This window comes from Bartonella sp. TT110JLCBS (assembly GCF_042193405.1).
GTDB lineage: Bacteria > Pseudomonadota > Alphaproteobacteria > Rhizobiales > Rhizobiaceae > Bartonella.
This window is the reverse complement of sequence record NZ_JBHILT010000004.1, coordinates 1-18,128: the sequence shown is the minus strand read 5'-3', so window position 1 is coordinate 18,128 and position 18,128 is coordinate 1. Positions and strand designations below refer to the sequence as shown.

General features: G+C 40.8%; 29 protein-coding genes and 1 pseudogene. All 30 read right to left on the bottom strand.

What is annotated here, in order from left to right; all coding sequences use genetic code 11:
* Positions 1 to 700: 700 nt before the first annotated feature.
* Positions 701 to 2,020 (bottom strand): replication-associated recombination protein A, encoded by a 1,320-nt coding sequence (locus ACFILW_RS02920; RefSeq protein WP_375685140.1) that lies wholly within the window; start codon positions 2,018 to 2,020, stop codon positions 701 to 703.
* 8 nt (positions 2,021 to 2,028) lie between these two features.
* Positions 2,029 to 3,423 carry a DegQ family serine endoprotease gene (locus ACFILW_RS02915; RefSeq protein ID WP_375622350.1) on the bottom strand — a complete coding sequence of 465 codons (1,395 nt, stop codon included), beginning with the start codon at positions 3,421 to 3,423 and terminating at the stop codon, positions 2,029 to 2,031.
* Between the two features lie 266 nt (positions 3,424 to 3,689).
* Positions 3,690 to 4,118 (bottom strand): 50S ribosomal protein L17, encoded by a 429-nt coding sequence (gene rplQ, locus ACFILW_RS02910; protein WP_375622349.1) that lies wholly within the window; start codon positions 4,116 to 4,118, stop codon positions 3,690 to 3,692.
* A 24-nt stretch (positions 4,119 to 4,142) separates the two neighbouring features.
* Complete coding sequence (locus ACFILW_RS02905; RefSeq protein WP_375622348.1) at positions 4,143 to 5,156, bottom strand: DNA-directed RNA polymerase subunit alpha; 1,014 nt, start codon at positions 5,154 to 5,156, stop codon at positions 4,143 to 4,145.
* Positions 5,157 to 5,250: 94 nt separating this feature from the next.
* Positions 5,251 to 5,640, bottom strand: coding sequence for a 30S ribosomal protein S11 (gene rpsK, locus ACFILW_RS02900; protein WP_007347762.1), 390 nt, complete (start codon positions 5,638 to 5,640; stop codon positions 5,251 to 5,253).
* Between the two features lie 113 nt (positions 5,641 to 5,753).
* The gene (gene rpsM / locus ACFILW_RS02895) at positions 5,754 to 6,122 is read right to left on the bottom strand and encodes a 30S ribosomal protein S13 (RefSeq protein ID WP_375622347.1); all 369 of its coding nucleotides are present in this window, start codon (positions 6,120 to 6,122) and stop codon (positions 5,754 to 5,756) included.
* A 180-nt stretch (positions 6,123 to 6,302) separates the two neighbouring features.
* Complete coding sequence (locus ACFILW_RS02890) at positions 6,303 to 6,881, bottom strand: adenylate kinase (protein WP_375622346.1); 579 nt, start codon at positions 6,879 to 6,881, stop codon at positions 6,303 to 6,305.
* Positions 6,878 to 8,224, bottom strand: coding sequence for a preprotein translocase subunit SecY (gene secY, locus ACFILW_RS02885; RefSeq protein ID WP_375622345.1), 1,347 nt, complete (start codon positions 8,222 to 8,224; stop codon positions 6,878 to 6,880). The genes ACFILW_RS02890 and secY overlap by 4 nt, the downstream gene beginning before the upstream one ends.
* 161 nt (positions 8,225 to 8,385) lie before the next feature.
* Entirely contained in the window at positions 8,386 to 8,853 is a 468-nt protein-coding gene (rplO, locus tag ACFILW_RS02880; protein ID WP_375685139.1) for a 50S ribosomal protein L15, read from the bottom strand.
* Between the two features lie 20 nt (positions 8,854 to 8,873).
* Positions 8,874 to 9,080 carry a 50S ribosomal protein L30 gene (gene rpmD, locus ACFILW_RS02875; protein WP_375611481.1) on the bottom strand — a complete coding sequence of 69 codons (207 nt, stop codon included), beginning with the start codon at positions 9,078 to 9,080 and terminating at the stop codon, positions 8,874 to 8,876.
* Positions 9,081 to 9,111: 31 nt separating this feature from the next.
* Positions 9,112 to 9,660 (bottom strand): 30S ribosomal protein S5, encoded by a 549-nt coding sequence (gene rpsE / locus ACFILW_RS02870; RefSeq protein WP_375622343.1) that lies wholly within the window; start codon positions 9,658 to 9,660, stop codon positions 9,112 to 9,114.
* 111 nt (positions 9,661 to 9,771) lie between these two features.
* Entirely contained in the window at positions 9,772 to 10,134 is a 363-nt protein-coding gene (rplR, locus tag ACFILW_RS02865) for a 50S ribosomal protein L18 (RefSeq protein ID WP_375622342.1), read from the bottom strand.
* Positions 10,135 to 10,146: 12 nt separating this feature from the next.
* Complete coding sequence (gene rplF, locus ACFILW_RS02860; protein WP_273791413.1) at positions 10,147 to 10,680, bottom strand: 50S ribosomal protein L6; 534 nt, start codon at positions 10,678 to 10,680, stop codon at positions 10,147 to 10,149.
* A 39-nt stretch (positions 10,681 to 10,719) separates the two neighbouring features.
* Positions 10,720 to 11,118 carry a 30S ribosomal protein S8 gene (gene rpsH / locus ACFILW_RS02855; RefSeq protein WP_015856577.1) on the bottom strand — a complete coding sequence of 133 codons (399 nt, stop codon included), beginning with the start codon at positions 11,116 to 11,118 and terminating at the stop codon, positions 10,720 to 10,722.
* A gap of 14 nt (positions 11,119 to 11,132) precedes the next feature.
* Positions 11,133 to 11,438, bottom strand: coding sequence for a 30S ribosomal protein S14 (gene rpsN / locus ACFILW_RS02850; RefSeq protein ID WP_005773283.1), 306 nt, complete (start codon positions 11,436 to 11,438; stop codon positions 11,133 to 11,135).
* Positions 11,439 to 11,462: 24 nt separating this feature from the next.
* Complete coding sequence (rplE, locus tag ACFILW_RS02845) at positions 11,463 to 12,020, bottom strand: 50S ribosomal protein L5 (protein WP_375611477.1); 558 nt, start codon at positions 12,018 to 12,020, stop codon at positions 11,463 to 11,465.
* Positions 12,013 to 12,327, bottom strand: coding sequence for a 50S ribosomal protein L24 (gene rplX, locus ACFILW_RS02840; protein ID WP_375645808.1), 315 nt, complete (start codon positions 12,325 to 12,327; stop codon positions 12,013 to 12,015). The genes rplE and rplX overlap by 8 nt, the downstream gene beginning before the upstream one ends.
* Positions 12,328 to 12,339: 12 nt before the next feature.
* On the bottom strand, positions 12,340 to 12,708 hold the full coding sequence (gene rplN / locus ACFILW_RS02835; RefSeq protein WP_004859184.1) for a 50S ribosomal protein L14: 369 nt from the start codon (positions 12,706 to 12,708) through the stop codon (positions 12,340 to 12,342).
* Between the two features lie 144 nt (positions 12,709 to 12,852).
* Positions 12,853 to 13,092, bottom strand: coding sequence for a 30S ribosomal protein S17 (gene rpsQ / locus ACFILW_RS02830; protein WP_012231991.1), 240 nt, complete (start codon positions 13,090 to 13,092; stop codon positions 12,853 to 12,855).
* A gap of 11 nt (positions 13,093 to 13,103) precedes the next feature.
* Complete coding sequence (gene rpmC, locus ACFILW_RS02825) at positions 13,104 to 13,304, bottom strand: 50S ribosomal protein L29 (RefSeq protein WP_273791410.1); 201 nt, start codon at positions 13,302 to 13,304, stop codon at positions 13,104 to 13,106.
* Between the two features lie 13 nt (positions 13,305 to 13,317).
* A complete protein-coding gene (gene rplP / locus ACFILW_RS02820; protein ID WP_375645806.1) occupies positions 13,318 to 13,731 on the bottom strand; it encodes a 50S ribosomal protein L16 in 414 nt (137 codons plus the stop codon).
* A gap of 36 nt (positions 13,732 to 13,767) precedes the next feature.
* A complete protein-coding gene (gene rpsC, locus ACFILW_RS02815) occupies positions 13,768 to 14,478 on the bottom strand; it encodes a 30S ribosomal protein S3 (protein ID WP_273791408.1) in 711 nt (236 codons plus the stop codon).
* Positions 14,478 to 14,867 carry a 50S ribosomal protein L22 gene (rplV, locus tag ACFILW_RS02810; protein ID WP_375645805.1) on the bottom strand — a complete coding sequence of 130 codons (390 nt, stop codon included), beginning with the start codon at positions 14,865 to 14,867 and terminating at the stop codon, positions 14,478 to 14,480. Before rplV ends, rpsC begins: the two co-directional genes overlap by 1 nt.
* 2 nt (positions 14,868 to 14,869) lie before the next feature.
* Positions 14,870 to 15,148: a 30S ribosomal protein S19 gene (gene rpsS, locus ACFILW_RS02805; protein WP_004855734.1), complete on the bottom strand. Its 279-nt coding sequence runs from the start codon at positions 15,146 to 15,148 to the stop codon at positions 14,870 to 14,872.
* 15 nt (positions 15,149 to 15,163) lie between these two features.
* Entirely contained in the window at positions 15,164 to 15,997 is an 834-nt protein-coding gene (rplB, locus tag ACFILW_RS02800) for a 50S ribosomal protein L2 (protein ID WP_375611474.1), read from the bottom strand.
* A gap of 20 nt (positions 15,998 to 16,017) precedes the next feature.
* Positions 16,018 to 16,311, bottom strand: coding sequence for a 50S ribosomal protein L23 (locus ACFILW_RS02795; protein ID WP_273723987.1), 294 nt, complete (start codon positions 16,309 to 16,311; stop codon positions 16,018 to 16,020).
* Entirely contained in the window at positions 16,308 to 16,928 is a 621-nt protein-coding gene (rplD, locus tag ACFILW_RS02790) for a 50S ribosomal protein L4 (protein ID WP_273791405.1), read from the bottom strand. The genes ACFILW_RS02795 and rplD overlap by 4 nt, the downstream gene beginning before the upstream one ends.
* Before the next feature lie 2 nt (positions 16,929 to 16,930).
* Positions 16,931 to 17,668 carry a 50S ribosomal protein L3 gene (gene rplC / locus ACFILW_RS02785; protein ID WP_375685138.1) on the bottom strand — a complete coding sequence of 246 codons (738 nt, stop codon included), beginning with the start codon at positions 17,666 to 17,668 and terminating at the stop codon, positions 16,931 to 16,933.
* A 27-nt stretch (positions 17,669 to 17,695) separates the two neighbouring features.
* Positions 17,696 to 18,004 carry a 30S ribosomal protein S10 gene (gene rpsJ, locus ACFILW_RS02780; RefSeq protein ID WP_005773267.1) on the bottom strand — a complete coding sequence of 103 codons (309 nt, stop codon included), beginning with the start codon at positions 18,002 to 18,004 and terminating at the stop codon, positions 17,696 to 17,698.
* A 61-nt stretch (positions 18,005 to 18,065) separates the two neighbouring features.
* Positions 18,066 to 18,128: pseudogene (locus ACFILW_RS02775) on the bottom strand (elongation factor Tu); the annotation flags it as partial.

The following is an 18,128-nucleotide window of genomic DNA, read 5'->3' as shown; positions in this document are numbered from 1 at the left end:
TCCCTTTGATTAAATACTTGAGAGACTAAGAATTCTCCTGCTATTGATCACACAAAAACGCATCATCAATCAACCTCATGCCCTATTGCATCGAAGAACAAAACGCTATTGTGTTGCATATTCATGCACTTGATTTAAGAAACATCTCTCAACACTTCCAAGCTCATTTTGTGACAATACCTATGAATGTGGTATACTGTAAAACCCTTTGGGCGCCACCATCTTTACACTATAGAAGGAGAAAGCTGGAACCATCACACTATTTATCATCCCCCAATATTGCGACAGCTCTCGGCACTTGAGACAATTCATAAGAGGGATTTTTTAGTCCTTTCTTGTACAGTTTTTATTACACGCTAATCCTGCTTGTAACCTGCAAGCGAATGATTTGATTGATTCAACAAATAACAGGCTTGGAATGAGAGAAATTTACGGTATTTGAGACTTTCATTCAACTTACGAAACAGTAAATTATCATTATAAATCAATATATTATTTAATAAAAACCAAAAAAATAAAGCAGCTTAAAAGTTGAATGATATATTTAAATTTGAAAAAATATGTACTTTCGAAGATATCAAAAAAAACCTCTACAAGCAATGCAATAAATGTTTAAAATATAAGCTAAATTTCTCATACAATAATATAAGAGATAAAAAATAAATCTAAGATTAATAAAAAACGTATTTCAACTCAAATTTTATTTTTGATCTTTACGTTTTTTGCGCAACTGTTGCCACCACTCAAGACGTTTCACAATTTCACGCTCAAAACCACGCTCAACTGGTTTATAATAACTCTGACGTCCAAGTTTTTCGGGAAAATATTCTTGTCCTGAAAAAGCGTCTGGTTCATCATGGTCATAACAATAACCACTTCCATACCCTTCTTCCTTCATAAATTTCGTAGGTGCGTTAAGGATATGCTTAGGTGGCGGCAAAGAACCACTTTTGCGTGCACAACGCAATGCAGCTTTATACGCGAGATATGTTGCATTTGACTTTGGCGCAGTTGCAACATAAAGACAAGCTTGTGCCAACGCCAATTCTCCCTCAGGAGACCCTAAATAATCATAGGCATCCTTTGCCGCATTACAGATGACAAGAGCTTGAGGATCTGCCAAACCAACATCTTCAACAGCCATACGAACCAATCTTCGCCCAATATAGAGAGGATCTTCACCAGCATCCAACATACGTGCCAAATAATAAAGCGCCGCATCAGGATCAGATCCACGAACAGATTTATGCAAAGCTGAAATGAGATTATAATGCCCTTCTCGTCCTTTATCATAAATGGGTGCACGACGCTGAATAACCTTTTGCAAAGCAACAACATCAAGAATCTCTCCTAATGGCGCAATAGACCAAACTTCCTCTGCCAATGTCAACGCTACCCGTGCATCACCATCAGACATCTCTATCAAAACGTCTCTGGCATCATTATCCAAGGGAAGAAATTTTCCCTCCACTTCTTCAACACGCCTCAAAAGCATATCCAAACTTTCATGATCATGAGAAAGAAATGTTAAAACACGTGCACGCGAAAGAAGGGCAGCATTAAGTTCAAAAGAAGGATTTTCGGTTGTTGCACCTATAAGGACCACAGTACCATCTTCCATAACAGGAAGAAAACTATCCTGCTGTGCACGATTAAACCGATGAATTTCATCAACAAAAAGAAGTGTTTTATCCCCAGACATAAAACGTCTTTGCGCAACTTCAAAAATCTTTTTAAGTTCAGAAACTCCTGTAAAAATAGCAGAAACTTGTTCAAACGCGAAATTTGTTTCAAGGGCCAACAAACGTGCAACGGTTGTTTTTCCCGTCCCTGGAGGTCCCCAAAAAATCATCGATCCAATTGAGCCAGCTGCCACCATACGTGAAAGCAAACCATCCTCTCCAATCAAATGCTTTTGTCCTACAACATCATTGAGAGAACAAGGGCGCATTCTTTCTGCAAGTGGCTGACTTTTATTAACTTGAAGATCAAACGACGAAGTAAAAAAATCTTTCTTCAAAAAAAACCTCAACGAATAAATTGGCGAATATACATCCCATCACGTTCATATTCCAATTGCCAAGTACGCGAACGCGCTTGCATAAGAATCTTTTTCAACTGATGAACTGTTTGAATTTTATGGCCATTTACAACACGTAGGATATCTCCTGACTGAAAAATTCCAGCAGCATTGCTCATTTCATCAAGATTGGTAATCACAACCCCTTTTGCCGATATAGGAAGATGAAAACGTTGACTATTTTGCGGTGTTAAATCTAACACTTCAGCACCAGCAAGAGGACTGTCACCCGTAATTTTTTCAGATTTTAAAAATGCAGTTTCTGATATCGATGAAACTGTTATTTGTGTTTTTAAAGTTTTTCCACTCCGTAAATATTCCAAAGCAAGACTATGATCAACGTCAGCTGTCATCAAACGATACCCAAGACTATCTGGACTGTCAACGCGTACCCCCTGCACACTTAAAATAACATCACCTACTTTCAATCCAGCTTTTTCAGCAGGACTATCTTTGATAACCTCAATAATCAAAGCACCATAGGGACGTTCTAAACCTAAACCACCAGCAATATCAGCTGTAACATTTTGAAAAGAAGCCCCAATATAAGGCGGTACAAAATATTTTCCACCGCGTTTAACAGTATCAAGCATCACTTTTACAAGATTAACCGGAATAGCAAAACCAATCCCTACAGAACCACCGGAACGCGAATAAATAGCCGTATTAATCCCGATTAACTCACCTTTCATATCAATCAAAGCGCCACCCGAATTCCCTGGATTAATGGCAGCATCCGTTTGAATAAAAAAGTCAAAATCAGAAATCCCAACACGTGTACGCGCTTGCGCTGAAACAATACCACTTGTAACTGTTTGACCAACACCAAAAGGATTACCAATAGCAAGAACAAGATCACCAACTTCAACAGTATCAGAGTTTCCCAAAGGCAAAACGGGAAATTGAGCATCTTTTTCCTTAACTTCAAGAATTGCAATATCAGTCGCTTCATCTTTGAGCACGACCTTACTCTCAAACTCTCGCCCATCAGAAAAAGCCACTTTAATTTCGCTTGCATCTTTAATGACGTGGTAATTTGTAACAATCAAACCACGTGCATCAACAATCACCCCTGATCCTAATGACGATTGCTTACGGACAGGAAAATTATTTTGAAAACGACCAAAAAATTGCTCAAAAAATGGATCACCTTCAAAAGGTGATCGTGCTCTAATTTGTCGAGCTGCATAAATATTTACAACAGATGGAACTGTCTTTTTAACTAAAGGAGCAAATGAAAGAGTGATTTCTGTTTGTGTTTGAGGAACATGAGCATATACATGATCAAATGATATCTGCATCATAATTGCAAAAAAAATCCGCACCCAAAAAGAATACCTCATAATCCACTCCTTATAAAATCAGCACATTCTGTTGAAGATTAATAGAATAAAAAACGCATCCCCGCAAACTAAGGACTTCTATTAATATTTCATAATAGAGAATAAAAACAACCTATTTGAACAATAAATATTATAAAAATAAGATAATTCAATATTCTATAATTTTCTCTCTCCACCTATTTCTCAACTAAAACAAACTTAAAAATGCTCACAAAAAAACCGCCCAAGACAAGGCGGCCTTTAAAAATCCAACAGATAAAAAAACTTTATGAAGATGTCCCCTTTTCATTCTCAGAAGTTTCTATACGAGCACGATCCCCAGCACCCTTCGCTTCAACATCACGATCAACAAATTCTATAACAGCCATTGGTGCATTATCTCCGGTACGAAACCCCGCTTTCATAATACGCAAATACCCACCGTTGCGTGACGCATAACGTGGCGCAAGCGTATCAAATAATTTTGCAACCTTTCCTGCATCACGAAGTGCTGCAATCGCTTGCCGACGCGCATGCAAACCACCACGCTTACCAAGAGTAACGAGTTTTTCAACAATAGGACGAATTTCTTTAGCCTTTGGAAGCGTTGTCACAATCTGCTCATGCTCGATCAACGAAGTTGCCATATTTGCAAACATCGCTTTACGGTGACTGGCAGTACGATTTAACTTACGTCCTGACTTACTATGGCGCATAAGCCCTCTCCTTAAATTCTAATTCTAATATTGATCTTCATAACGTTTTGCAAGATCATCAATGTTTTCAGGCGGCCACGCCGGAATTTCCATCCCAAGATGTAAACCCATACACGCCAAAACTTCTTTAATCTCATTCAACGATTTGCGACCAAAGTTCGGTGTCCGAAGCATTTCAGCTTCTGTTTTTTGAATCAGATCACCAATATAGACAATATTATCATTCTTAAGACAATTTGCCGAACGAACTGAAAGTTCTAATTCATCCACTTTTTTGAGAAGTGCAGGATTAAAAGAAAGCTCAGAGTCAGCCTCTTCAACAGGCTCCTTCTGTGGCTCTTCAAAGTTAATAAATAACGATAATTGATCTTGAAGAATGCGCGCTGCAAAAGCAACAGCATCCTCACCATTAACAGCACCGTTTGTTTCAATCGTGAGCGTTAATTTATCATAATCGAGAACTTGACCTTCGCGTGTATTTTCTACTTTATAAGATACCTTACGGATTGGTGAATAAAGACTATCAATTGGAATAAGCCCTATACGTGCATCATCAACACAATTACGATCAGATGGAACATACCCCTTTCCTGTGTTGACAATAAATTCCATGCGAATTTCAGCTTCTTCATCAAGAGTACAAATAACATGATCTGGATTTAGAATTTCCATATCCCCAACTGTACTGATATCTCCCGCTTTCACGACACCAGGCCCCTCTTTATAAACGACGACACGTTTAGGCCCTTCTTCTTCCATACGAAGCGCAATTTCTTTTATATTCAGAATAATATCCGTAACATCCTCACGCACACCTGGAATCGATGAAAATTCATGTAAGACACCGTCAATCTGCACAGCAGTAATAGCAGCACCACGAAGCGAAGATAACAACACGCGACGAAGCGCATTTCCTAACGTTAAACCAAAACCACGCTCAAGAGGTTCAGCAATCACACTTATAATATTTGGATTATCATGCGCACATGATTCAACCTTATTGGGTTTAATAAGTTCCTGCCAGTTTTTCTGGATCATATTTTTATTCCCGTTCTTTAGTTCCGTTACCATTCAATCGTAACGACCAATGTGAACATCAGAGAAATCTCCGACAACAAAAAACAACACCCAATTAAACACGCCGCCTTTTCCGCGGACGACATCCATTATGAGGAATTGGTGTTACATCGCGAATAGAAGTAATGACAAAACCAACAGATTGCAATGCACGTAGAGCAGATTCACGCCCTGATCCAGGTCCACAAACTTCAACTTCCAAAGAACGCATACCATGCTCTTGCGCTTTTCTTGCACAATCCTCCGCAGCAACTTGAGCGGCAAAAGGTGTCGATTTACGTGCACCTTTAAACCCCTGAGCCCCCGCAGATGACCAAGCAATTGCATTACCCTGAGCATCAGTAATCGTAATCATTGTGTTATTAAATGTTGAATTAATATGCACAACACCCGATGAAATATTTTTACGTTCGCGACGACGAACACGTGTGGCTTCCTTGGCCATAATTTCCCTTTCAACGATCTCATCACTGCCGTAACATCAGCAGCTCCACCTTTTTTCCTTGTCAAACAAATCAAACAAGAAAAAGAATATATAAAAACCTTCCACAAAGGCCCTTATTTCTTCTTACCAGCAATTGCCTTAGCCGGACCTTTACGCGTACGAGCATTCGTATGCGTACGCTGCCCTCGAACAGGCAAAGACCGACGATGACGCAATCCCCGATAACAACCAAGGTCCATCAAACGCTTAACATTCATAGCAACGTCACGACGAAGATCACCTTCAACTTGATAACCTTGATCTATCGCCTCACGAATCTGCAGCACCTCAGCATCTGAAAGCTCATGCACACGACGCCCCAAAGGAATACCAACTCTTTCAATAATTTCTTGAGCAAATTTTGGTCCAATCCCGTGGATATATTGAAGCGCAATAATTACACGCTTATTTGTCGGGATATTGACGCCAGCAATACGAGCCACGCCTACTCTCCTTAGTTATTTTGACAAATTGTTATAAAATACCTGATATACCTTACAGAAAAAAAATAGACTCAGAAAAAATTCTTCCGAATCCTCTTATTTCACTAAAATAAATTAAATTTACTTCTGATAGATTTCATCTCAAAAGTCAACTCTTTTCATTTATTTCTAAAAAAAATCTCATGAAAGAAAACCTCTAATCATACGTGTCACTTCAGCAATACCAATCATTCCATCAATAACCTTCAACATTCCCCTCTCTGAATAAAATTTTGATAAGGGAGCTGTTTTTTCACGATATTCTACTAATCTTTTTGCAAAAGCAACAGGATTGTCATCTAAACGAGCCTGTTCACCAGCCGCTATTGTTTCCTCAACACGCTTCTTCATACGTTCAATCAACATGTCTTCATCAACACACAACTCAATAACAGCATCAAGCCGCATATTTTTTGAATCTAGTATCTGTTGCAACGCTTCCGCCTGCCCCACAGTTCGCGGATACCCATCCAAAACAAAACCATTGACACAATCAGCTTCATCAATCCGATCTGATACGATTTGGTTAACAATACTATCAGGAACCAAAGCACCAGAACTTATAATAGCTTTAGCTTTTTTACCAATCTCCGTTTCTTTGGCAATCACCTCACGCAACATATCTCCTGTTGATAAATGAGGAATGTTATATTCCTCAGTCAACATTTTTGCTTGCGTACCTTTTCCCGCTCCAGGAGGACCTAAAAGAATAACTCTCATCGATTCCTTCTACCTCCACGAAGTTTTGATTTTTTTATCAACCCTTCATATTGGTGAGCAACAAGATGCCCCTGAATTTGAGAAACCGTATCAAGTGTAACAGTAACAACAATCAACAAGGATGTTCCCCCAAGATAAAAAGGAACCTGTAATGCAGATATCATAAATTCAGGTAACAAACAAACCAAGATAATATAAACAGCGCCCACAACAGTAATACGCGTCAAAACATAATCAATATATTCGGCTGTACGCTCACCTGGACGAATCCCTGGAATAAAGCCAGAATGCTTTTTCAACTGATCTGCAGTATCACTTGGATTAAACACAATAGCTGTATAAAAAAAGCAAAAAAACGCCATTAAAGATGCATAAATAATCATATAAAGTGGCTGTCCATGACCAAGAGAATAAGAAATTGCCTGAACCCATTGTGGCATTTTATCAGAAAAATTATTAATAGTGGCAGGTAATAATAATAAAGATGAAGCAAAAATAGGTGGAATAACACCAGCAGTATTCAACTTTAAAGGAAGATGCGACATATCTCCTTGAAACATTTGATTACCGACCTGACGTTTCGGATACTGGATAAGAATTCGCCGTTGGGCGCGCTCTATAAAAACAATAAGCCCAATAACCAAAACCGCAATAAGAACGATTGCTATTAAAAGAAAAGTTGATAAATCAGCCTGGCTATGAGCTGTCAAAAGCTGAGCAAAAGTAGAAGGAAAGTTAGCTACAATCCCTGTAAAAATGATAAGAGAAACTCCATTACCAACACCGCGTGACGTAATTTGCTCGCCAAGCCACATGAGAAACATTGTCCCACCAACAAGTGTAATAACAGAAGAGACACGAAACATAAGACCTGGTTCTAAAACAATTTGAAGCCCTGTCCCTATACCACTTTCAAGCGCAACCGCGATACCAAAAGCTTGTAGAATTGCCAATACGACTGTTACATAACGCGTATATTGATTAATAATCTTACGACCTAAATCCCCTTCTTTTTTAAGAGTTTCCAAAGAAGGAATAATAGATGTTAATAATTGTACAATAATAGACGCTGAAATATAAGGCATTATGCCCAGAGCAAAAATTGCCATACGCCCAACAGCACCCCCAGCAAACATATTAAAGAGTCCTAATACACCCGATGCATGATGCTCAAATGTTTGCCGTAAAGCATCAATATTAATACCTGGAAGAGAGATATAAGTGCCAAAACGATATACAAGAAGTGCCGCCAGAGTAAACCAGATGCGTTTTTTTAATTCAGTTGCACGCGAAAAGGTACCGAAGTTTATATTGGAAGCAAATTGCTCTGCTGCTGATGCCATAAAACGTCTCCACTTCACACTCCAGTTCTTTAAATCACAGAAGTATAATCCTAAAATTCATATATGCATACACAAATAAATGCAGAAATTAAACAATTCTCCACAAAAGATTCCACAAAGCAGATGTAATTCTTCTTTAGGTCTCGATTCATATTAAAAAATTATCGAGCAATATCAGGAAGAATAACTTGACCACCCACTTTTTCAATCTTAACACGAGCAGCTTGTGAAGCACCAGAAACATGAAAGATAATCTTAGCCGTCAAATCACCATCAGAAAGAAGACGAACCCCATCTTTTTCACGACGAATAATACCAGCCTCTTTCAAAGCAATCATATCAACAGGCTTTTCAATATTCAACTTACCTGCATCAACTGCCAACTGAATACGTCCTAGTGAAACTTCATTGTAGATTTTGGCAAAGAAATTTCTAAACCCACGTTTTGGCAAACGACGATAGATAGGCATCTGCCCACCCTCAAAACCATTAAGGGAAACACCAGAACGTGATTTTTGCCCTTTTACACCACGACCACCAGTCTTACCCGTACCGGAACCAATACCACGCCCAACACGCTTACGATTTTTTATTGCGCCTTCGCAGTCACGCAGTTCATTGAGTTTCATATCTAATACTCCCGCAACCCTTAACCTTCATCTATAACGCGAACAAGATGCCGAACCCGAGCAATCATACCCCGCACACAAAGTGTATCATCTAAAACGCGCCGACGACGCATTTTATTTAGTCCAAGCCCCTTTAAGGTTGCACGCTGAATCTGTGAGTTTCGAATAGGGCTTCCAATTTGCTCCACCGTCACAGTTTTACCACTCTGAGATTTTTTCTGAACCATTTTCTAATTCCTTTTCTGATAATCTCAGAAACTACCCTTCTAGGTCGACTAAATGGCGACGACGCGCCTGCAAAGTCGAATATTTTATACCACGTTGAGCAGCAATATCTCTAGGATGCATTTGATGTTTCAATGCATCAAATGTTGCACGAACCATGTTATAAGGATTCGACGATCCTAGCGATTTTGCAACGACATCCTGCATACCAAGAGCTTCAAAAATAGCACGCATCGGTCCCCCAGCAATAATACCAGTACCAGCAGAAGCCGAACGTAGCAAAACACGCCCAGCTCCGTGACGACCCTCAAGATCATGATGCAATGTACGCCCAGACCGAAGCGGAACATAAATCATCCCACGTTTTGCAGATTCCGTTGCTTTACGAACGGCTTCTGGAACTTCGCGGGCTTTACCATGTCCAAAACCCACACGCCCTTTTTGATCTCCAACGACAACAAGAGCAGCAAAACCAAAACGCCGACCACCCTTTACAACTTTAGCAACACGATTGATATGCACGAGCCTATCGACAAATTCACTATCGCGTTCTTCTCTATCACCACGTTCTTTTTGTGCCATTCCTCATTCCTTTTTCTTTTCCGGAAGCACGATAACAAAGTCCCTCATCAAACTGAAAGAACTCAAACGAAATACTCTAAACACTCCTTACTCATTCATAAATAAGAAATTTTAGAAATTCAAACCACCTTCACGAGCAGCTTCAGCTAAAGCTTTGACGCGACCATGGTACACATACGCTCCACGATCAAAAACCACCTCATTAACACCCGCTTTCTTCGCACGCTCAGCAATTAACTTACCAACAGCAAAAGCAGCTTTTTTATCCGCACCACTCTTTAACGACTTTTTTAAATCACTTTCAAGAGTAGAGGCTGAAACAAGTGTACATCCCCGCGAATCATCAATAACTTGAGCATAAATGTTCTGATTTGAACGATAAACACTAAGCCGAGGACGATCATGAGAAACCATTTTAATTCTACGACGAACACGCCTTGCACGACGTTGGATAATGTCCTTAGATGAAACCATAATACAAAATCCTTATTTCTTTTTACCTTCTTTACGGAAGATACGCTCATCTGCATGCTTAACACCTTTACCTTTATAAGGCTCAGGCCTACGATACTCACGAATTTCCGCTGCAACTTGTCCAACTTGCTGTTTATCAATTCCAGAAACAACAATTTCCGTTGGCTTAGGAACAGTCACAGTAACACCCGAAGGAACTTTATAAACCACATCATGCGAAAAGCCTAGAGATAGTTGAACATCCTTACCCTGCAAAGCAGCACGATAACCAACCCCATTAATCTCCAACCTCTTTTCAAAGCCATCTTTCACACCACAAAAAATGTTCTCAATCATTGAGCGCGACATACCCCATTTAGAACGCGCATCTTTTGACTGATCCCGCGGCATAACTGATATGATATTTTCCTCAAGTTTGACTAAGACTTCATCATTGACGACGTAACTCAGCTCACCTTTTGGACCTTTTGCCTTAACCAGCTGACCTTCAACAGTAGCAGTAACTCCAGAAGGAATTGAAATGGGTTTCTTTCCAATACGAGACATTGTTCTAACCTACTTTTTCTTCCGTTTTCTTGACATAACTTAGAAAACACGACAAAGGAGTTCTCCACCAACATTCTGTTCACGCGCCTCATGATCTGCCATAACGCCTTTAGGAGTCGATAAAATCGAAATACCAAGGCCATTTGCCACCTGAGGAAGTGACTTAGCAGAAACATACACACGACGCCCTGGCTTTGATACACGTGAAATCTCACGAATAGCAGCCAGCCCTTCAAAATACTTCAATTCGATTTCAATCTCCGCTTTTCCATCACCTAAATCAATTTGATTATATCCGCGAATATAACCTTCCGACTGAAGAACATCAAGAACGTGCGCACGAAGCTTCGAAGCTGGAGTAACTACTTTACCTTTTTTACGACCAAGTGCATTACGAATACGTGTTAACATATCACCAAGAGGATCTGACATAGACATTAAATAATCTCCTCTTACCAACTAGACTTTACAATACCAGGAATATGGCCAATAGAGCCAAGCTCACGCAACGCAATTCGCGACATTTTTAATTTGCGATAATAAGCTCGCGGACGACCTGAAACCTCACAGCGATTACGAATACGAACTTTCGAAGAATTACGCGGCAACTCTGCCAACTGAACAGAAGCTTTAAAACGTTCTTCAAGAGAAACCTTCTGATCCATAACTATTGCTTTCAAACGTGCACGACGGGCAGCATAACGTTTTACCATCACCTCACGACGCTTATTTTTTTCAACGGCACTTACTTTGGCCATAATTTCACCTCACTACGTTTGCCGTTACGAACGAAAAGGAAAATTAAAAGCACGCAATAACTCACGAGCTTCATCATCCGTTTTTGCTGTCGTACAAACAATAATATCCATGCCCCAAATTTGATCAACTTTATCATAGTTGATTTCTGGAAACACAATGTGTTCTTTAATACCCATAGCAAAATTGCCACGACCATCAAAACTCTTTGGATTTAAACCACGAAAGTCACGAACCCGCGGAAGAGCAATCGTAACAAGACGATCTAAAAACTCAAACATACGATCTTTACGCAATGTAACTTTAGCTCCAAGAGGCATTCCTTCACGAACCTTAAAGGTTGCAATAGAATTACGTGCACGCGTAACAACAGCCTTCTGACCCGTTATTAGCCCTAAATCCTCAGCAGCAAGGGAAGGCTTCTTCGAATCAGCAGTTGCTTCACCTATCCCCATATTTATTACAACTTTATCAATCCGCGGAATTTGCATCGCATTTCTGTAATTAAACTTCTCTTGAAGCACTTTACGAATTACTTCAAAATAATGCGCTTTCATACGCGGTATTTGTCTTTCCTCAGCCATTAATCAACTCTCCCGAACGCTTGGCAAAACGCACCTTATTACCATCTGCATTCATACGAAAGCCTACACGTGTAGGCTTACCATCTTTAGGATCAGCAATCGCCAAATTAGACAGATGAATCGGAGCTTCTTTAGAAATAATTCCAGCTTCTTGCTTCTGCGTTTGACGTTGATGACGTTTAATCATATTAACCCCACGAACAAAAGCCTTGTTCTCTTTTGGACTAACCTTAATTACTTCACCACTACATCCTTTATCCTTACCGGACAAAACGACAACTTTATCACCTTTTCGAATCTTCTGCATAACATTCACTCCTTACAGAACTTCAGGAGCAAGCGAGATGATCTTCATATGATTCCTACCACGCAATTCGCGAGGAACAGGTCCAAAGATACGAGTGCCGATCGGCTCTTTTTTATTATCCACTAAAACCGCAGCATTACCATCAAAACGAATGACACTACCATCTGCGCGACGAATATCCTTAGCAGTACGAACCACAACAGCTTTCATAACATCACCTTTTTTAACACGGCCACGAGGAATTGCATCCTTAACCGAAACAACAATAATGTCACCGACCGAAGCATATTTTCGCTTTGAACCGCCTAACACTTTGATGCACATGACACGACGCGCTCCAGAATTATCAGCAACATCGAGGTTTGTTTGCATCTGAATCATGACTGGCCACCTTCTCTTAACACATATATCCGACTGTACCTTTTACACACTCGGATTTGCCTGCCAAATAACGATAAAGTCATCGCTTTCAAATTTATCAATGATAAAAACACTGTTAAATTCTAAAACAATAAACTCAACTCATTACGCTACATTGTCTTTTACAACAATCCAACATTTATCTTTCGAAATTGGTCTAGATTCTTGAATAGAAACTTGATCCCCAATCTTGAATTGGTTGTTTTCGTCATGCGCTTTGTAATTTTTAGACTGCCGAACAGTCTTCTTAAGAAGCGGATGAGAATAACGGCGCTCAACTTTGACAACAACAGTCTTATCACTTTTGTCGCTAATAACAACACCCTGCAAAACGCGTTTAGGCATCTCTTATTTCCTTAAACCTTAGTTTCACTTATCTTTTGACGCAGAAAAGTTTTAATACGCGCAATATCACGACGAACTTGTCTAACGCGCGCAGTCTTTTCTAATTGACCTGTTGCTTTTTGAAAACGCAAATTAAATTGCTCTTTCTTTAACTTAGCCAATTCATCTTTCATTTGATCGAGCGTTTGCGCCCGTAATTCTGTGGCTCTCATCGCTTAACCTCAATTATTCAGCAATACGCTGGATGAAACGCGTTTTTATAGGCAACTTTGCAGCACCCAATCTTAGTGCTTCACGTGCAACATCCTCCGGAACACCATCAAGCTCAAACATGATACGCCCAGGAGCAACACGCGCAGCCCAATAATCAACACTTCCCTTACCTTTACCCATGCGAACTTCAGTCGGTTTAGATGTAACCGGAAGATCTGGAAAAATGCGAATCCACACACGACCAGAACGCTTCATATAACGTGTAATCGCACGACGCGCCGCTTCAATTTGACGAGCCGTAACCCGCTCCGGCTCAACAGCCTTCAAACCGTAGGCACCGAAATTCAAATCCGTACCACCCTTCGAAAAACCGTGAATACGGCCTTTGAACTGTTTACGGAACTTTGTGCGCTTTGGCTGCAACATTGTTCTCTACTCCAAATTTTAGTTCAATCTCAAAAACTAAGCATTTTCGCGGCGACGATTCGATGAAGAACCAGATTGATCAGCTTCCGTAGCACGGCGTTCTGAAGCCATCGGATCATGCTCAAGAATCTCACCCTTAAAGACCCAAACTTTAATACCACAAATACCATAAGCGGTCTTAGCTTCTGCTGTACCGTAATCAACATCAGAACGCAAGGTATGAAGTGGAACACGACCTTCACGATACCATTCCATACGAGCAATTTCAGCACCACCAAGACGGCCAGAACAATTGATACGAATACCTTCCGCACCAAGACGCATAGCAGACTGAACAGCACGCTTCATTGCACGACGAAAAGCAACACGACGCTCTAACTGTTGAGCAATTGATTGCGCAATAATTGTCGCATCAATCTCCGGTTTACGAATCTCCACAATATTCAATGAAGTTTCAGCATCCGTCATTTCTGAGAGTTTACGACGAAGCTTTTCGATATCAGCACCTTTTTTACCAATAATCAAACCAGGACGTGCAGAATGAATCGTAATACGACACTTTTTATGAGGACGCTCAATAACGACCTTAGAAATAGCCGCCTGTTTAAGCTCCTCAAGCACATATGAACGAATTTTCAAGTCTTCATGAAGAAGGCGCCCATATTCACCACTATCAGCATACCAACGAGAATCCCAAGTCCGATTAACACCAAGACGAAGTCCTATTGGATTGATCTTCTGACCCATTACGCGGCCTCCACTTTTTCGGTAACTTCACGAACAATAACAGTAAGATGCGAAAACGGACGTTCAATTCTACTCGCACGCCCTCGACCACGAACATGAAAGCGCTTCATCACTATCGACTTACCAACATAAGCTTCCGCCACAACAAGCGAATCAATATCAAGATCGTGGTTATTTTCTGCATTTGCAATTGCTGATTCAAGCGTTTTTTTCACAGTACCAGCAATACGCTTGCGTGAAAACATCAAATCAGCCAGCGCGACATTAACTCTTTTACCACGAATCATTGCAGCAACTAAATTAAGCTTCTGCGGACTAACACGAATTGTCCGTGTGACAGCTCTTGCTTCATTATCTTTAAGCTGGCGCGAAACTTTAGCTTTTCCCATTCCTACTTCCTCTTCGCTTTTTTATCGGCACCATGACCATAATAAGTCCGGGTAGGAGCGAACTCACCAAACTTATGCCCAACCATCTCTTCAGAAACAGAAACAGGAATATGCTTATTACCGTTGTAAACACCAAAAGTTAAACCAACAAATTGCGGCAAAATAGTAGAGCGACGACTCCATATTTTTATAACTTCATTGCGCCCACTTGCACGTACCTTCTCTGCTTTACCAAGAAGATAGCCGTCAACAAACGGACCTTTCCAAACTGAACGAACCACTTCAGACTACCTTTCTCATTTCTTGCGTTGATGACGCGTACGCATAATAAACTTATCAGTGGCTTTATTGGAGCGCGTACGCTTACCTTTCGTAGGCTTACCCCAAGGAGACACTGGATGACGCCCCCCCGATGTACGACCTTCACCACCACCATGTGGATGATCAACAGGGTTCATAGCAACACCACGAACATGTGGTCGTTTACCACGCCAACGCGACCGACCTGCCTTACCATCATTAATATTCCCATGATCAGGATTTGAAACAGCGCCAACAGTTGCAAAACAGCTACTCGGAACCAAACGCTGTTCACCAGAATTTAAACGAAGAATAGCCATACCGTGATCTCGTCCAACCAACTGCGCATAAGCACCTGCTGAACGTGCAATCTGTCCGCCTTTTCCTGGTTTCATCTCAACATTATGAATAATTGTACCTACAGGCATATTAGCAAGAGGCATAGCATTACCCGGTTTAACATCCACATTTAAACCAGCCATAACAGAATCACCAACACCAAGTCGCTGTGGCGCAAGAATATAACTCAATTGCCCATCCTCATAGCGGATTAAAGCAATAAAAGCAGTACGATTAGGATCGTATTCTAAACGCTCAACCTTTGCTGAAACATCACGTTTAAGACGCTTAAAGTCGACAAACCGATAACTTCGTTTATGTCCACCACCCTGAAAACGAGCAGTAACACGACCGCGATTATTACGTCCACCCTTTGAAGATAAACCTTCAGTTAACATCTTTACAGGTTTTCCCTTATAAAGACAAGAACGTTCCACAATAACAAGCTGACGTTGCCCAGGTGTCGTTGGATTAAATTGCTTAAGTGCCATTATTCCTATCTCCGAGCCTCTTAAAGACCTGTCGAAACGTCGATAGTCTGACCACTGGCCAGAGTCACGATCGCTTTTTTGACATCACTCTGCCGACCAACTATACCTTTGAAACGCTTCACTTTACCCTTACGGACTATCGTGTTAACTGCTTTAACTTTTACGCTAAAAAGCGCTTCAATAGCAGCCTTAATTTCAGGCTTCGTCGCTTTCGGCGCGACATTAAAAGCAACTTGATTATATTCAGAAATCATTGTCGCCTTTTCAGTAATAACTGGACTAATAATTATATCATAATGGCGAAGATCTGTCATTTAAAACGCTCCTCAAGAGCCTCAACAGCTGCTTTTGATAAAACAAGTTTGCTGCGACGCAAAATATCATAAACATTAATTCCCTGAATAGGCAAAATGTCAATATTCGGGATATTAGAGGCTGCACGAAAAAAGTTAATATCAATCTCTTTACCACCGATTAAGAGAGCGTTATTAAATCCAAGCTTAGAAAAATGAGAAACAAGCATTTTCGTTTTAGCATCCTTAACAGTCAACTCATCTACAATAATTAAATCTTTTGCTTTTAATTTTGCAGATAAAGCAAGACGCAACCCAAGAGCACGAATCTTTTTAGGAAGATCATGCGCATGGCTACGAACCACTGGTCCATGTGCCTTACCCCCACCTCTAAACTGCGGTGCACGTGCAGATGAATGTCGAGCACGTCCCGTTCCTTTCTGTTTAAACATTTTTGCCCCTGTTCGCGACACATCAGAACGACCTTGAGATTGATGACTTCCCTGCTGACGACGTGCAAGCTGCCAACGAACAACACGTTGCAAAATATCCTCACGCGGAACAAGATCAAAAATAGCTTCAGAAACCTTTAATTTACCAGCTTCATTACCATCAAGAGTTTTAATTACAAGATCCATTATTAGGCTCCCTCAACTTCAGAGGTTTCCGTCACCGGAGTAACCATTTCCGCGTTCTCCTTCACAAGACGGCGAATACCGGCAGGCTTTGGAGCATTATCAGGAAGACGCTTTTTCACAGCATCCCGTATCAAAATCCAAGAACCTTTAGAACCAGAAACAGCACCACGCACCAAAATTAAACCACGCTCACTATCAGTGGAAATAACTTCAATATTCTGTGTTGTTACACGCACTTGCCCCATATGGCCAGCCATTTTTTTGCCTTTAAAAACTTTACCAGGATCTTGGCACTGTCCTGTAGAACCATGAGCACGATGTGTGATCGAATTACCATGGGAAGCACGATGCCCACCAAAGTTATGTCGTTTCATAACACCAGCAAACCCCTTACCAATACTGGTACCAGTCACATCAACTCTTTGCCCTGGAACAAAATGTTCCACTGTAATCTCAGTACCAACATCAAGAAGATTATCAGGACTTACACGAAACTCTGCTATTTTGGCTTTAGGCTCAACAGAAGCCTTAGCAAAATGTCCACGAAGAGCTTGCGAAGTATTTTTAACCTTAGCAAAGCCTACACCTAATTGAACAGCAGTATAACCATTCTTTTCAACTGTACGCTGAGCAACGACTTGACAATTCTCCAAACGAAGTACCGTCACCGGCACATGCTCACCAGCATCATTATAAATACGGGTCATGCCCAGCTTCTGTGCTATTACACCTGAACGCATCGGGTCTGTTCCTTCCGTCCTCAAACCTCAGAGCTTAATTTCTACATCCACACCAGCAGAAAGATCGAGCTTCATAAGCGCATCCACTGTTTGCGGCGTTGGATCAACAATGTCAAGAAGACGCTTATGTGTTCGCATCTCAAACTGCTCACGACTCTTCTTATCGATATGCGGTCCACGATTGACCGTAAACTTTTCAATCCGCGTCGGAAGCGGAATGGGACCACGGACATTTGCACCGGTACGTTTAGCAGTCGATACAATCTCACGCGTCGACGTATCAAGAATTCTATGATCAAACGCTTTCAAGCGAATGCGAATATTTTGACTGTTCATGCTCTTTATTTCCCTGTTATACAAAGTGCCTTCAATAATCAAAGCACTCAACAAGCATTATTTATTCAATGATCTTAGAGACGATACCGGCACCAACAGTACGACCACCTTCACGAATAGCAAA

What these genes read in the sequence shown, in the direction of transcription:
- rplB (WP_375611474.1), bottom strand. Translation starts at nt 15,997, where the DNA reads ATGGCACTTAAGCAATTTAATCCAACGACACCTGGGCAACGTCAGCTT.
- rplR (WP_375622342.1), bottom strand. Translation starts at nt 10,134, where the DNA reads ATGGTTTCATCTAAGGACATTATCCAACGTCGTGCAAGGCGTGTTCGT.
- rpmC (WP_273791410.1), bottom strand. Translation starts at nt 13,304, where the DNA reads ATGAGAGCCACAGAATTACGGGCGCAAACGCTCGATCAAATGAAAGAT.
- rpsH (WP_015856577.1), bottom strand. Translation starts at nt 11,118, where the DNA reads ATGTCTATGTCAGATCCTCTTGGTGATATGTTAACACGTATTCGTAAT.
- rplQ (WP_375622349.1), bottom strand. Translation starts at nt 4,118, where the DNA reads ATGCGCCATAGTAAGTCAGGACGTAAGTTAAATCGTACTGCCAGTCAC.
- rplE (WP_375611477.1), bottom strand. Translation starts at nt 12,020, where the DNA reads ATGGCTGAGGAAAGACAAATACCGCGTATGAAAGCGCATTATTTTGAA.
- rpsJ (WP_005773267.1), bottom strand. Translation starts at nt 18,004, where the DNA reads ATGAACAGTCAAAATATTCGCATTCGCTTGAAAGCGTTTGATCATAGA.
- rplC (WP_375685138.1), bottom strand. Translation starts at nt 17,668, where the DNA reads ATGCGTTCAGGTGTAATAGCACAGAAGCTGGGCATGACCCGTATTTAT.
- rpsC (WP_273791408.1), bottom strand. Translation starts at nt 14,478, where the DNA reads ATGGGTCAGAAGATCAATCCAATAGGACTTCGTCTTGGTGTTAATCGG.
- secY (WP_375622345.1), bottom strand. Translation starts at nt 8,224, where the DNA reads ATGGCATCAGCAGCAGAGCAATTTGCTTCCAATATAAACTTCGGTACC.
- rpsQ (WP_012231991.1), bottom strand. Translation starts at nt 13,092, where the DNA reads ATGCCTAAACGCGTTTTGCAGGGTGTTGTTATTAGCGACAAAAGTGAT.
- rplP (WP_375645806.1), bottom strand. Translation starts at nt 13,731, where the DNA reads ATGTTGCAGCCAAAGCGCACAAAGTTCCGTAAACAGTTCAAAGGCCGT.
- rplF (WP_273791413.1), bottom strand. Translation starts at nt 10,680, where the DNA reads ATGTCTCGTATTGGAAAGAAACCCATTTCAATTCCTTCTGGAGTTACT.
- rpsK (WP_007347762.1), bottom strand. Translation starts at nt 5,640, where the DNA reads ATGGCCAAGGAAGCCACACGTGTTCGTCGTCGCGAACGTAAAAATATT.
- ACFILW_RS02905 (WP_375622348.1), bottom strand. Translation starts at nt 5,156, where the DNA reads ATGATCCAGAAAAACTGGCAGGAACTTATTAAACCCAATAAGGTTGAA.
- rplV (WP_375645805.1), bottom strand. Translation starts at nt 14,867, where the DNA reads ATGGGAAAAGCTAAAGTTTCGCGCCAGCTTAAAGATAATGAAGCAAGA.
- rpsE (WP_375622343.1), bottom strand. Translation starts at nt 9,660, where the DNA reads ATGGCACAAAAAGAACGTGGTGATAGAGAAGAACGCGATAGTGAATTT.
- rpmD (WP_375611481.1), bottom strand. Translation starts at nt 9,080, where the DNA reads ATGGTTCAGAAAAAATCTCAGAGTGGTAAAACTGTGACGGTGGAGCAA.
- rpsN (WP_005773283.1), bottom strand. Translation starts at nt 11,438, where the DNA reads ATGGCCAAAGTAAGTGCCGTTGAAAAAAATAAGCGTCGTGAGGTGATG.
- rplO (WP_375685139.1), bottom strand. Translation starts at nt 8,853, where the DNA reads ATGAAACTCAATGAACTGCGTGACTGCGAAGGCGCAATAAAAAATCGT.
- ACFILW_RS02890 (WP_375622346.1), bottom strand. Translation starts at nt 6,881, where the DNA reads ATGAGAGTTATTCTTTTAGGTCCTCCTGGAGCGGGAAAAGGTACGCAA.
- rplX (WP_375645808.1), bottom strand. Translation starts at nt 12,327, where the DNA reads ATGCAGAAGATTCGAAAAGGTGATAAAGTTGTCGTTTTGTCCGGTAAG.
- ACFILW_RS02795 (WP_273723987.1), bottom strand. Translation starts at nt 16,311, where the DNA reads ATGACAGATCTTCGCCATTATGATATAATTATTAGTCCAGTTATTACT.
- ACFILW_RS02915 (WP_375622350.1), bottom strand. Translation starts at nt 3,423, where the DNA reads ATGAGGTATTCTTTTTGGGTGCGGATTTTTTTTGCAATTATGATGCAG.
- rplD (WP_273791405.1), bottom strand. Translation starts at nt 16,928, where the DNA reads ATGGATCTTGTAATTAAAACTCTTGATGGTAATGAAGCTGGTAAATTA.
- rplN (WP_004859184.1), bottom strand. Translation starts at nt 12,708, where the DNA reads ATGATTCAGATGCAAACAAACCTCGATGTTGCTGATAATTCTGGAGCG.